The sequence below is a fragment of the Ferrovibrio terrae genome (assembly GCF_943372915.1).
In the GTDB taxonomy this organism is placed as follows: Bacteria; Pseudomonadota; Alphaproteobacteria; order Ferrovibrionales; family Ferrovibrionaceae; genus Ferrovibrio; species Ferrovibrio terrae_A.
This window is the reverse complement of sequence record NZ_CALSAN010000001.1, coordinates 212,220-224,272: the sequence shown is the minus strand read 5'-3', so window position 1 is coordinate 224,272 and position 12,053 is coordinate 212,220. Positions and strand designations below refer to the sequence as shown.

General features: G+C 64.5%; 12 protein-coding genes. 10 read left to right on the top strand and 2 right to left on the bottom strand.

The annotated features are described in order from the left end of the window. Positions 1 to 198 precede the first annotated feature (198 nt). The 7 genes from AAG821_RS01125 (at position 199) to AAG821_RS01095 (ending at position 6,890) form a co-directional block, all read left to right on the top strand. On the top strand, positions 199 to 702 hold the full coding sequence (locus AAG821_RS01125) for a hypothetical protein (RefSeq protein ID WP_341908842.1): 504 nt from the start codon (positions 199 to 201) through the stop codon (positions 700 to 702). 105 nt (positions 703 to 807) lie between these two features. Beyond that, entirely contained in the window at positions 808 to 1,335 is a 528-nt protein-coding gene (locus AAG821_RS01120) for an RNA polymerase sigma factor (RefSeq protein ID WP_341908844.1), read from the top strand. A 67-nt stretch (positions 1,336 to 1,402) separates the two neighbouring features. Beyond that, positions 1,403 to 2,383, top strand: coding sequence for a FecR domain-containing protein (locus tag AAG821_RS01115; protein ID WP_341908846.1), 981 nt, complete (start codon positions 1,403 to 1,405; stop codon positions 2,381 to 2,383). A 144-nt stretch (positions 2,384 to 2,527) separates the two neighbouring features. Continuing rightward, complete coding sequence (locus AAG821_RS01110; RefSeq protein ID WP_341908847.1) at positions 2,528 to 4,969, top strand: TonB-dependent receptor; 2,442 nt, start codon at positions 2,528 to 2,530, stop codon at positions 4,967 to 4,969. Between the two features lie 16 nt (positions 4,970 to 4,985). After that, positions 4,986 to 6,089, top strand: coding sequence for a PepSY-associated TM helix domain-containing protein (locus AAG821_RS01105; protein ID WP_341908849.1), 1,104 nt, complete (start codon positions 4,986 to 4,988; stop codon positions 6,087 to 6,089). Continuing rightward, on the top strand, positions 6,086 to 6,271 hold the full coding sequence (locus tag AAG821_RS01100; RefSeq protein ID WP_341908851.1) for a hypothetical protein: 186 nt from the start codon (positions 6,086 to 6,088) through the stop codon (positions 6,269 to 6,271). Before AAG821_RS01105 ends, AAG821_RS01100 begins: the two co-directional genes overlap by 4 nt. A gap of 154 nt (positions 6,272 to 6,425) precedes the next feature. Next, the gene (locus AAG821_RS01095; RefSeq protein ID WP_341908852.1) at positions 6,426 to 6,890 is read left to right on the top strand and encodes a hypothetical protein; all 465 of its coding nucleotides are present in this window, start codon (positions 6,426 to 6,428) and stop codon (positions 6,888 to 6,890) included. On the opposite strand, the gene AAG821_RS01090 is transcribed toward AAG821_RS01095, so the two are convergent. Beyond that, complete coding sequence (locus AAG821_RS01090) at positions 6,887 to 7,117, bottom strand: superinfection immunity protein (RefSeq protein WP_341908854.1); 231 nt, start codon at positions 7,115 to 7,117, stop codon at positions 6,887 to 6,889. The genes AAG821_RS01095 and AAG821_RS01090 overlap by 4 nt on opposite strands. Positions 7,118 to 7,195: 78 nt before the next feature. On the opposite strand from AAG821_RS01090, the gene AAG821_RS01085 reads away from it, so the two are divergent. Next, positions 7,196 to 8,170, top strand: a complete 975-nt coding sequence (locus tag AAG821_RS01085; protein ID WP_341908856.1) for a complex I NDUFA9 subunit family protein — start codon at positions 7,196 to 7,198, stop codon at positions 8,168 to 8,170. On the opposite strand, the gene AAG821_RS01080 is transcribed toward AAG821_RS01085, so the two are convergent. Beyond that, positions 8,167 to 9,033, bottom strand: coding sequence for a LytTR family DNA-binding domain-containing protein (locus AAG821_RS01080; protein WP_341908858.1), 867 nt, complete (start codon positions 9,031 to 9,033; stop codon positions 8,167 to 8,169). The two genes, AAG821_RS01085 and AAG821_RS01080, sit on opposite strands and share 4 nt — an antisense overlap. Positions 9,034 to 9,102: 69 nt before the next feature. Here AAG821_RS01080 and AAG821_RS01075 point away from each other — a divergent pair, with 69 nt between their 5' ends. Together AAG821_RS01075 and AAG821_RS01070 are read left to right on the top strand one after the other, a co-directional pair. After that, positions 9,103 to 10,245, top strand: a complete 1,143-nt coding sequence (locus tag AAG821_RS01075; RefSeq protein ID WP_341908860.1) for an acyltransferase family protein — start codon at positions 9,103 to 9,105, stop codon at positions 10,243 to 10,245. Positions 10,246 to 10,584: 339 nt separating this feature from the next. After that, a complete protein-coding gene (locus tag AAG821_RS01070) occupies positions 10,585 to 12,030 on the top strand; it encodes an NAD(P)-dependent oxidoreductase (RefSeq protein ID WP_341908862.1) in 1,446 nt (481 codons plus the stop codon). The last annotated feature ends 23 nt before the right edge of the window (positions 12,031 to 12,053 follow it).

The window sequence follows — 12,053 nt, the reverse complement described above, 5'->3', positions numbered from 1 at the left end:
TCAGTACCAGCAGCGGAGCCTGACCGTCAGGTTGATATTTGAATATGCCCGGTCGATTACAAAACTGTAATCTATTGAAATTATTGGTTTATAATTCGCCCGCCCGCGCACCGGCCCCTAATCTCCCCGCTTGGAATTGTCCCCAGGGATTGCCTGCGGAAGCCGCTGGCTTCCGGTTGCGAAGCGGAGAAGAGAGTGATGCCACTGCAATCGTCCGTGCTGGTTCTGGTGGGGCTCGGCCGCATGATGCAGGCCGCCGAGAAGCGGTTTGGTCTGCAGGATGCCGTCCTGCTGCGGGCGCGGCTGGTTGAGACTCTCATCTGTTTTCGTGGCAAAACGGCCTGCTGGCTGAAAGACGATGCTTATGGCGAGGTGACCTCCGATCGGCGTTTCGAACACCAGCTCCTGGCGTTCGAGGGCCGCATGAAAACCAATCTCATGATTCCCTATCAGCAGATCGACGAGAGACACTCTACGACCTCGGCATTGACGCTGACCATGCGCATGATTGCGGAGGTTGGACTGTCGCAGCAGCGGCATGCGATCCACATCGTCGGCCCCTGGTACGATGGCGAGGATGCCGAAGTCGATCTGATCGCCTATGCCTTCCGGGGCCTGCGCTTCACCGCGACGATCGATGCCGCGGTTGGCTATTTGCCCCGGCTGCCTCGGGTGCGGAACGACGATGCCATGGCGGCCTAGGCTCACGACCCAGCCGGACGGCTGTCCGGTTCTATACGGACGACAGTAGCAATCCCCGGCGTATTTTGATAATCGTTCGCATCTAATGCGGGCGGATGCGGCGGTTTGCAACACGATCACGACAGGCTGAAGCTTTACCTGACCCACCGGTCGGCGCTGGTGGATTACGCCACGCCATTGGCTGGCGGCAGCCGGGCCCAGGCCGAGGATATCGTCCAGGAAGCCTATTTCCGCTTCGTGCCCCGCGATCCGGACAGCGCCGCGCCGATAGCGGAAAAGCCGCTGCCATATCTCTATCGTATTGTGCGCAATCTGGCCTTTGACTGGATGCGCCGCGGAGCGGCCGAAACGCGGCGCGACAGCAGCCATGCGGTGTTGAGCGATCCGGCGCGTGTGCAGTCCTCGCCCGAGGAAGAGCTGCAGCATCGCGAGGATCTGCGCATCGTGGCCGCCGTGCTGGCCGACCTGCCATTGCCGATGCGCCAGGCTTTCGAGTTGCAGCGATTCGGCGGTCTCAGTTTCCAACAGATCGGCGCCAGGCTCGGCGTTTCGTCGGCGACGGCGCATCGGCTGGCACAGGCCGCGCTGGTGGAAATCATGCGGCGCCTGCAGGGCCCGCGACGGAAACCCTGAGATGAAACGCCCCATGCTTCGTCTTAGTTCTTGAGGAACACGCGTCCGAAAACCGCCTATGCCAGCCATGACCATGCCCCCTCTTGATGATGCCCTCCCCGAGGCACTGCTGCAGGCTGCTGCCGAGTGGCATTTCCGCCTGCGCGCTGCCCCGCAGAATGAGGCTCTGCAGGTCGGTTTCGATGCCTGGCTCGCGGAAGATGCGCGGCATGCCGATGCCTGGTTGCTGGCGCAGCGGGGCTGGAGCCTGGCGGCTGAATGCGATGCGATGGCCATATCAGTGCTTGCGCCGCCGCAGCCGGAACCGCGCCGCATGACCCGCTCGCTTGCCGCTATGGCTCTTCTTGCCGCCTGCCTCGGCCTTGCATTGATCTGGCCGGACTTCACCGGGTTTGGCGCCGATTACAGCACCGGCACAGGACAGTCGCGCGATGTGGCGCTCAGCGATGGTTCAACCATTGTACTCGATGCCAGCAGTGCGGTGGATGCTGCCGTCGATGCCGCGCGGCGCAACATTACACTGCGGCGCGGCGAGGCCCACTTTGCCGTCACGCCGGATGCGGCGCGGCCCTTCGTGGTGCGCGCCGGCGATCTCACCGTCACGGTCACCGGCACGGCCTTCACCGTCGGCATGACCGAGCGCAGTTATACAGTCGCGGTCGCCGAGGGCGCGGTGACTGTGCGGCATGGTATGCATGATGCGGTCGCGCTCAGTCCGGGCGAACGACTTGAGATCGACCTCAAAAGCGGTGCCGCGCATATCGATGCCATCGACCGTGCCGCCATTGCCGCCTGGCGCAGCGGGCGGCTTGCCGTGCAGGATGCAGCCCTTGGTGATGTGGTCAGTGCCATCCGCCGCCATCATCGCGGTGTGATCCTGACCCCGGACGCGAACCTGCTGGACCACAAGGTCACCGGTGTCTTCGATCTGCGGGACGCCCCCCGTGCCCTGCAGGCCCTGGCCGGCCCCTATGGCGCCAGGGTCGTGCAATACTCACCTTATCTTATTGTTTTATATGATATAAATCCGTCACCCCGGAAAAACTGAAAAAAGTCTGAGATGGTCCCGGCCGACCTTCGTCCTTTCGGTAAGTGCAAGTGACAGTTATTCGCAAACCGAAATACAGGCGTTGGGGGATTGGGCGTAATGCAATCAGGCGGGACGGCAGCCGACCGGTGCAGCCGGATATCGGTGAACGGGCGCAAGGATAAGGCTGGGCGGCTGCTCGGCTCGGCGCTGCTGGCAGCAGCGCTCTGCACACCGGTCGTGATCGCATCGCAGGCCATGGCGCAGGCGGCGGCACCATCCGAAGCACGCATGAGTTTCGACATTCCGGCACAGGCACTCAGCAGCGCGCTCACCGCTTTCGGCATCCAGTCAGGTTACCAGGTGGCGGTCGATCAGGCCACGCTTGCCGGGTTGCAGAGTCCCGGTCTGCGCGGCAGTGCCACGCCGCGCGAGGCGCTGCGCCAGTTGCTCGGCAGCACGGGACTGATCGCGCGGTTCACCGATTCCCGCAGCGTGGTGCTCGACCGTCCGCCGCAAGGCAGCGGCGCTGCCGTGCTGCCGCCGGTGGTGGTGGAAGGACAGCACGCCGCGCCGCTGACGGCCACCATCGGCAGCCTGCCGCCCGAATATGCCGGCGGCCAGGTGGCGCGTGGCGGCCGCGTTGGTGTGCTGGGCAACCAGGATGCCATGGATGTGCCGTTCTCCATGACCAGTTACACGTCGCAGACGATCCGCGATCAGGGCGCCACCACGATCGGCGAAGTGCTGGCCAACGATCCCGCCGTGCGCACTGGCTATGGCTTCGGCAATTACTCCGAGCTGTTCGTCATCCGTGGCTTCCAGCTCGCCGGTGATGATCTCTCGGTCGATGGCCTCTATGGCATGGCTCCGCGTCAGATCGTCAGCACTGAAATGTATGAACGCGTGGAAGTGCTGCGCGGCGCCACGGCCTTCCTGAACGGGGTACCGCCGGGTGGCACCGGCATCGGCGGCAGTATCAACCTGGTGCCCAAGCGTGCTGCCGACACGCCATTGACCAGCATCACCGGCAACTTCACGCCGGAAAGCCATGCCGGCGGTCATATCGACATGGGCCGCCGCTTCGGTCGCGACAATGCATTGGGCCTGCGCATCAATGCCGCCCATCGCGAAGGCGAGACCTCGATTGAGCATGAGCAGCGCTCCACCACGATGGGCTCGCTCGGCTTCGATTTCCGCGGCGACGACACGCGTGTTACGCTCGATATGTCCAGCCAGCGCCAGCGTATCGACCAGGGTCGTCCTGTCGTGAACGTGAATGCGACGACCGTCGTGCCCCGCGTACCGGATTCCACGCATAATTATGGCCAGACCTGGTCCTATTCCGATCTGACCGACACCTCGGCCCAGTTGCGCGCCGAGCACGACGTGACAGCGAACACCACGGTCTATGCCGTGATCGGTGCTCGCCAGATGCGCGAAGACGGCGACTATAGTTCGCAGACGGTGACCAATGGTAATACCGGCGCATCGACCGCGTCGCGGCTTACCGTGCCGCGTGAGGACAGCGCCGAAAGCGGCACCATCGGCATGAACGGCGAATACATCACTGGCGAAGTGCGGCACAAGATCAGCCTGGGCGCTGCCGCGGTGCACAACATCAACCGCAACGCGTTTTCGTCCGGTGCCGCGCAGGCCACCAACATTTATGCCGATCAGACACTGTTGCGTCCGGTGAACAGCAGCATCTCGGCAGGCGGTTTCAACACGCCGCCGAAGGTTAGCGAGACTACCTTCACCAGCTTCTTCATCTCCGACACGCTCGGTTTCTTCGAGGATTCGGTCCTGCTGACGCTTGGCCTGCGCGAACAGCAGCTGCGCACCCAGAACTACAATCGCGCCGGCCCGCAGACCAGCAGCATCAGCGAGCGTGCACTGTCGCCGGTGATTGGCCTAGTCTACAAACCGGTGCCGAGTGTTGCGATATATGTCAACCGTATTGAAGGCTTGGCCCAGGGCCCGGTCGCGTCGGGCACTGGCATCACCAACGCCGGCGAGGTGTTTCCGCCCTATATCTCGACGCAGTATGAAGCCGGCGTGAAATACGACAGCGGCAAGCTGGGCTTCGGCGCGGCAGTGTTCCAGACCGAACAGCCGCTCAGCCTGACGGAGAACAACCGCTTCAAGGTTGAGGGCGAGCAGCGCAACCAGGGTGTCGAGTTCAGTTTCTATGGCGAAGCGATCGATGGCCTGCGCGTTCTTGGCGGCGTCACCGTCACCGAGGCGATCCAGACCAACACCGCCAACAACACCAACGACGGTCGCCATGCGATCGGCGTGCCGCAGTATCAGGGCAATCTCGGCCTCGACTGGGATGTACCAGGTGTGAAGGGCCTCGCACTCAGCGGGCGCCTGCTCTACACGGCGACGCAGTATCTCAATGCCTCCAACAGCCAGGAAATCCCAGATTGGCTCCGTCTGGATGCCGGCGCGCGCTATGCCACCGAGATCCACCAGCAGCCGGTGACCTTTCGCCTGTTCGTCGAAAATCTTGCCAACAAGGACTACTGGGCCTCGGCCAATGGCGGCTACTTGACGCAGGGCCGGCCGCTGACGGCGCGCCTGTCGGCGACGGTCGACTTCTGACCGGTCTGTGCCGCGCATGACGAGCCGCAGCATCCGGGTCTGGTATCTGGTCCATAAATGGACCAGCCTGGTCTGCACGGCCTTCATGCTGCTGCTCTGCATCACCGGCTTGCCGCTGATCTTCCACGACGAGATCGACGCGCTGTTCGAGGATGATCTGAAGCTTGCCGACCTGCCGGCGGAGACGCCGCTGCGCAGTCTGGACGAGGCAGTTGCCGCTGCGGTCGCCGCCTTTCCGGGCGAGCAGCCGCTCTATATGAGCTTCAACCGCGACCAGCCGGTGGTGAATGTTACCACCGGGCCGCATGTGAAGGCGGTGCGACAGCAGATGCATCTCTCGCCGATCGACCTGCGCCAGGCTCTGGTAATCGGGCAGATCGTCGACGATGGCATCATGCACATCATCCTGCGGCTGCATGTCGACATGTTTGCGGGTCTGCCGGGCGAACTCTTCCTCGGCTTCATGGGCTTTCTGATGTTCATCGCCATCGTTTCTGGCGTGGTGGTCTATGCGCCCTTCATGCGGCGGCTGCGCTTCGGCGCCATCCGGGTGTCGCGGAGCCGGCGGGTGAAATGGATCGATGCGCATAACATGCTCGGCATCGTCACTCTGCTCTGGCTCTCGGTGGTGGGGCTCACCGGCGTGATCAACACGCTGTCCAAGCCGCTGGTGGATGTGTGGCGGGCCAACGAACTGGCCGACATGGTGGCGCCCTACCGGGACAAGCCGGTACCGACGCAGCTGGCCTCGCTGGAGCAGGCCGTGCGCACCGCGATGGATGCGGCGCCAGGCACGCGGCCACAATTCGTCGCCTTCCCCGGCGTCCGTTTCAGCAGCAACCATCATTATGCCGTCTGGCTGCGCGGCGCCACACCGGCCACTGAACGGCTGCTGACCCCGGCGCTGGTCGATGCGCAGACCGGCGAACTGACGGCGATCCGTCGCATGCCCTGGTACATGCTGGTGCTCAAGCTGTCGCAGCCGCTGCATTTCGGCGATTACGGTGGCTTGCCGCTCAAGATTCTGTGGGCCGTGCTCGATATTGTCGCCATCGTCATTCTCGGCAGCGGGCTGTATCTCTGGCTCGCCCGCCGCCATCCGGTTGCGATCTCCGCATGACAAGGATAAGGCCGCAGTCGCTGCGTGCGATCTTCGCCGCGCCCCTTGCCATTGCGATTTTCAGCCTGGTCGGTCTTGTCGCGGCCCTGCTGGATGATGGTCTGTACGATCTGCTGTCTTGGCTCGGCTTGGCCGTGCCGGTGGCGGTGATCGTCTGGTCGCTGCGCTGGCGCCGGCAATAGACGGGGCTCTCAATAGCCGCAGCCAAGCGGCAGTTTTAAAGCTTTGCCCATGGATGGCCAGCTTATACCGGATGTGTGAACGCATCTATGGCACTAACTGGCGGCTGGGGAGTTGCTGTTGGGACAGACAGTGTTCTCACCCGAAGGAATCCCGATGAAGCAGACAAAAACCGCCCGCCGCAACGCCGCTGCCCTGCGCAGCGTAGCAATCAAGACAGCGGCGCTGGGGGTCACATCCGCGCAGGTGGTAGGCCGGCGCCTGGCACTGGTCGCCACCGGCGATCATGCCGAAGTCAGCCGCATGGTGCCGGAAAAGCTCGGTGCCGCGACAGTGTCGGGCATGGCGGTGATGCAGCACACGATGCTGATGAGCATGCGCCTGGCCGGCTTTGCGGTGGCAGAGGCGTTCCGCATGGCGCGTGTGGCGGGCGTGATGTCGGATGCCCGCACGCCGGCGGCGGTTTTCGGGGCGCAGGTCGATTTCATGCAGGCCTGGCTGCCGCGCTGGCAGAGCCAGGCCATGCTGATGGGCGGCGCCTGGACTCGATCCGGCAGCGCGATGCTGGCGCCGGTGCAGCGGGTGGCGGCGGCCAATGCCCGCCGGCTCGGCCGCAGCTAGGGCGCGTCACCCTTGGGCCGGCTGAGGGCCAGGCCCATGCAGACCGCCCAGCCGATCACGGTCCAGCCGACCACCAGGTTGGCCAGCATGATCTTCTGCCGCCATGGATGCTGGCGCCGCCAGGCCAGCAGGCTGGGCAGGAAATACACGGTGCCGATCAGCAGGCCCATGACAACAGTGGGGAATCCGGCGCCCATCGGCCGACGATAGACCACCCCCTGCGGCATCGCAAACTATTGGCCGGGACGGCAAAATCGCTATAGTCCGGGCCAGAGAAACTACTTTTGTCTGCAGGGGTGCCCCCAATGACCCAGCTGTCGCTGCGCAACCAGCTCGTCACCGTTTTCGGCGGCTCCGGCTTTATCGGCCGGTATGTCGTGCAGAAGCTGGCCCAGCAGGGCGCCCGGGTGCGCGTCGCCATCCGCCGCCCGGAAGAGGGCCTGTTCCTCAAGCCGATGGGCGCGGTGGGCCAGATCGACATCGTGCAGGCCAATATCCGCATGCCGATGTCGGTGCAGGCCGCCGTCAAGGGCGCCGATATCGTCATCAACTGCGTCGGCATCCTGCATGAGGGCGGCGCGCAGAAATTCGCCGCCGTGCAGGCGCGCGGTGCCGAGGTGATCGCGCTCTGCGCCAAGGAAGCCGGCGTGAAAAAGATGGTGCACCTTTCCGCCATCGGCGCCGATGCCGCCAGCGGCTCGCGCTACGCGCAGAGCAAGGCGGCCGGCGAGGCTGGCGTGCGCCGGCACATGCCGCAGGCCACCATCATCCGCCCCAGCGTGGTGTTCGGCCCGGAAGACGATTTCTTCAACCGCTTCGCAGCCCTGGCGGCCTTTGCCCCGGCGCTGCCGCTGGTCGATGGCGGCCATACGAAACTGCAGCCGGTCTATGCCGGCGATGTCGGTGCCGCTGTCGTGCAGGCGGCACTGGATGATGCGGCGGCCGGCCAGACCTATGAACTGGGCGGGCCGAAGGTCTACAGCATGAAAGAGATCATGCAGCTGACGCTCGACACCATCCACAAGAAGCGGCTTCTCGTGCCAGTGCCGGGTTTCGCGCTCAAGCCGCTGGCCTTTGCGCTCGAGCTGCAGCCGCTGTTCGCGCCGCCGATCACGCGCGACCAGATCGAGCTGCTGAAAGCCGACAATGTGGTGACCGAAGGCGCGAAGGGCCTGAAGGATCTCGGCGTCAGCCAGCCCACCCCGGTGGAAGGCGTGATCGAGACCTATCTCTATCGCTACCGCCGCGGCGGCGGCAAATTCGAGCCGCGCTTCAGCTAGGACGACAGCAGCGCGTCGCGCCAGCGCCGGCCGCCGGCTAGCTGACGTCCATCGGCCAATATCACGGTGAAATCGCCGCTGTCATTGCCGGCCACGCTGCGCACATGACGGCGGTTGACCAGGCGCGAGCGATGGATGCGCACGAAATCATGATCGGCCAGCTGCTGCTCCAGGGCCGCCAATGTCTGCCGCTGCAGATGGCTGGCGCCGGCCAGATGCAGCTCGACATAGTTGCCCGCCGCCTCGGCCCATAGAATCTCGGCTGGATCGACCCAGATGCGCCGCGCGCCATCGCGGATTTCCAGCCGCGCCGCCGAGGATGCGGTGGCCGGCTGCACGATCACCGTGACCTGCGCCCGGCGCCGCGCGCGGGCGACCAGCCAGAGCAGTGCGACCAGGCCGAGATAGATCACCGCATCCTTGCGGATTTCATACACCAGCTGCAGGCCGAGATGGCCGGGCGTGCCAAAGCTGTAGCTGCGGCCGAACAGCGGAAACAGCAGCAGGCGGAGCGCCACCATGCCGGCGATATGCGCCGCACTGCCGAGCGCGAAGCCAGCCAGATGCCCCAGCAGGGTGCGCGGCCAGCCGATCCGGCGCGGGTCGAGCCGGGCGGTCAGGCGCAGCAGCAGGGGCGTAAGGACAAACAGCATCACGACGCTGGTTGCCTCGGTGACGGCATAGCACCAGGCCGGCGCGGCGATGCCGTTGCGGGTGTCCTCGATCCAGAAGGAGGACGCACCCAGCGCCGCCGCCAGGATCAGGGCCATGCCATAGCCGAGCCACAACCGGCGCGAAAAACCGATGTATTCCGCGGTGGCGCGATCCGGCCCGCCGCTCGTCACAGCCGACCCGCCGCTCATCCCATCGGTCTTGGTGTCCGCCGTCATCCCAGGCATTGAGGGCTGGTGACGGTATGGGCGAGAGGATTCATGTCAGAGACTGGGTTGCACAAGGATGCACGGCGTTGCGATCTCGACTGGTTGCGCATCATCGCCTTCGGGCTGCTGATTTTCTATCACATCGGCATGTTTTTCGTCGCCTGGCCCTGGCATGTCAAAAGCAGCCATGCCGGACCCGGCCTGCAGCCGCTGATGCTGCTGACCAGCCCCTGGCGGCTGGCGCTGCTGTTCCTGATCGCCGGCTGTGCCACGCGGTTCATGGCGGATAAAATGGCGCGGGGCCGCATGGCCCGGCTGCGCAGCCTGCGCCTGCTGCTGCCGCTTTTGTTCGGCATGCTGGTGATCGTGCCGCCACAGACCTATGCCGAGATCGTCGAGAAGCTCGGCTACAGCGACGGTGTGCTTGCCTTCTATGGCAAATATATCGGCTTCCATGGCGGCTGGCGCGTCGATGGCAAGCCGCTGATCGTGCCGACCTGGAATCACCTGTGGTTCGTTGCCTATCTCTGGGTCTACACCATGATCGTGATTGCGCTGCGGCCGCTGTTGCATGCGCTGCCGCTGTGCGGTGTTGCCGCCGCGTTGCGCCAGCCGATGGCGCTGCTGCTGGTGCCGCCGCTGCTGATCGGTACGCTGCGCCTGCTACTGCGGCCGGTCTTCGGCGAGACCCATGCGCTGGTCGACGACTGGTATCTGCATGCGCTGTATCTGTCGCTGTTCCTGTTCGGCTATGGCATCGCGCGGCAGGAGGGCATCTGGCTCAGCCTCGAACGCCTGCGCTGGCTCGCGCTGGCGCTGGCCGTGACGGTCTATGCCGTCATGGTCTGGGCCGTGCTCACCGATTCAGGCGGCCGCGTCCGGCCGTTCATCTGGGCGCTGGATCAATGGGCCTGGATCGTCATGCTGCTCGGCTTCGCCCGGCGCCATCTGAACCTCGATACGCCGCTCCGCCGCTATCTCACCGATGCGATCTTCCCCTTCTATATCCTGCACCAGACCATCATCGTGGTGCTGGGCCACCGGATCAGCGGCCTTGGCCTCTCGGCTGCCACCGAGGCGGCGCTGTTGGTGGGCGCCACCGTGGCCGGCTGCTGGGCGGGATATGAGGTGGTGCGCCGGGTCGGCTGGCTCAGGCCGCTGTTCGGGCTGCGCCCGGCAGCCAAGCCTGCCTGAATGCTGAGCGCCCTAGGGTATTCGCGGAATCAAGGGGTTAAATACTATATAGTTCCATATCGGACCTAATACTGGGGTATGTGACAGGTGCAACCCGTTCGCAGGCCCACAAACCCCCTGCGCAAGAATCGAAAAGGTCAACAAATGTGACCTATCGGAGATTTTATGCTTGATTGCGGCGGCATTGGGCAATAAAAGTTGCGCTCCGCCCCAGTTCGACAGTTCTTTGCATCCTGAAGGTGCCGGGAACCTGTCGCTCCGGGGTGTCTCTGTCCCCAAGACCCGACCTGCCGCCCTTTTTTTCCTTTCGACCAGCCGGCAGGTCATGCGGAGCGCGCCATGGCCGAGAAGATGCTGAAGTTCGTACAGACCGCCCAGGCGATGCCGGAAAAGCGCAGCGCCTCGGAGCGCGCGCATGACTTCGACGAGATCTACCGCGAATTCGCCGCCACCAAGGCCAACGAGCAGGCTTCGCGCTGCTCGCAATGCGGCGTGCCCTTCTGTCAGGTGCATTGCCCGCTGCACAACAACATCCCCGACTGGCTGCGCATGACGGCCGAGGGCCGGCTGGAAGAAGCCTATGAGCTGAGCCAGGCCACCAACACGTTTCCCGAGATCTGCGGCCGCATCTGCCCGCAGGATCGCCTGTGCGAAGGCAACTGCGTGATCGAGCAGTCGGGCCATGGCACCGTCACCATCGGCTCGATCGAGAAATACATCACCGAGAAGGCCTGGGAGTCGGGCTGGGTGCAGGCGCCCAAGCCGGTGAATGGCGAGCGTGCCCAGAGCATCGGCATCGTCGGTGCAGGTCCCGCTGGTCTCGCCGCCGCCGACAAGCTGCGCCGGCTCGGCTATCAGGTGCATGTCTATGACCGCTACGACCGCCCCGGCGGCCTGCTGATCTACGGCATCCCGAATTTCAAACTTGAGAAGAGCGTGGTCGAGCGCCGCTCGGCCTTGCTCGAAGCCGCCGGCGTGAAGTTCCACATGAATTTCGAGGTCGGCCGCGATGCCACGCTGGACGAGCTGCGCAAGAAGCATGATGCCGTTCTGATCGCCACCGGCGTGTACAAGGCACGCGACATCCAGGCGCCGGGCTCAGGCCTTTCCAATATCGTGCCGGCGATGACCTATCTCACGGCCAGCAACAAGCATGGCCTGGGCGACAAGGTGCCGGAGTTTGAGAACGGCACGCTGAATGCAGCGGGCAAGAAGATCGTCGTGATCGGCGGCGGCGACACCGCGATGGACTGCGTGCGCACGGCGATCCGCCAGGGCGCCACCGCCGTGCACTGCCTGTATCGCCGCGACAAGGCCAATATGCCGGGCTCGATGCGCGAAGTGAAGAATGCCGAGGAAGAGGGCGTGGAATTCGCCTGGCTCTCTCTGCCCAAGAGTTTCCGTGGCGAGGGCAAGGTCACCGCCGTGCATGCCGGCCGCATGAAGCTCGGCCCGTCTGATGCTTCCGGCCGCCAGATGCCGGTGGAAATCGCAGGTTCCGATTTCGACCAGCCGGCCGATATCGTCATCAAGGCGCTGGGCTTCGATCCGGAAGACCTGCCGCAGGCCTTCAAGGCGCCGCATCTGGAAGTCACACGCTGGGGCACCGTGAAGATTTCGGCGCGCAGCAAGATGACCAATATCCCCGGCGTGTTCGCCGCCGGCGACATCGTGCGCGGCGCCAGCCTGGTGGTATGGGCGATCCGCGACGGTCGCGACTGCGCCGATGCGATCCACCAGTATATCCAGGCCAAGGCGCAGCCCGCTGCCGCCGCAGCCGAGTAAGGAGGAGTCCACCATGACCGACA

Bases quoted from the DNA above. Each gene is read 5' to 3' on its own strand.
- AAG821_RS01125 (WP_341908842.1), top strand. From the start codon at position 199: ATGCCACTGCAATCGTCCGTGCTGGTTCTGGTGGGGCTCGGCCGCATG.
- AAG821_RS01115 (WP_341908846.1), top strand. From the start codon at position 1,403: ATGACCATGCCCCCTCTTGATGATGCCCTCCCCGAGGCACTGCTGCAG.
- AAG821_RS01105 (WP_341908849.1), top strand. From the start codon at position 4,986: ATGACGAGCCGCAGCATCCGGGTCTGGTATCTGGTCCATAAATGGACC.
- AAG821_RS01100 (WP_341908851.1), top strand. From the start codon at position 6,086: ATGACAAGGATAAGGCCGCAGTCGCTGCGTGCGATCTTCGCCGCGCCC.
- AAG821_RS01095 (WP_341908852.1), top strand. From the start codon at position 6,426: ATGAAGCAGACAAAAACCGCCCGCCGCAACGCCGCTGCCCTGCGCAGC.
- AAG821_RS01090 (WP_341908854.1), bottom strand. From the start codon at position 7,117: ATGCCGCAGGGGGTGGTCTATCGTCGGCCGATGGGCGCCGGATTCCCC.
- AAG821_RS01085 (WP_341908856.1), top strand. From the start codon at position 7,196: ATGACCCAGCTGTCGCTGCGCAACCAGCTCGTCACCGTTTTCGGCGGC.
- AAG821_RS01080 (WP_341908858.1), bottom strand. From the start codon at position 9,033: ATGAGCGGCGGGTCGGCTGTGACGAGCGGCGGGCCGGATCGCGCCACC.
- AAG821_RS01075 (WP_341908860.1), top strand. From the start codon at position 9,103: ATGTCAGAGACTGGGTTGCACAAGGATGCACGGCGTTGCGATCTCGAC.
- AAG821_RS01070 (WP_341908862.1), top strand. From the start codon at position 10,585: ATGGCCGAGAAGATGCTGAAGTTCGTACAGACCGCCCAGGCGATGCCG.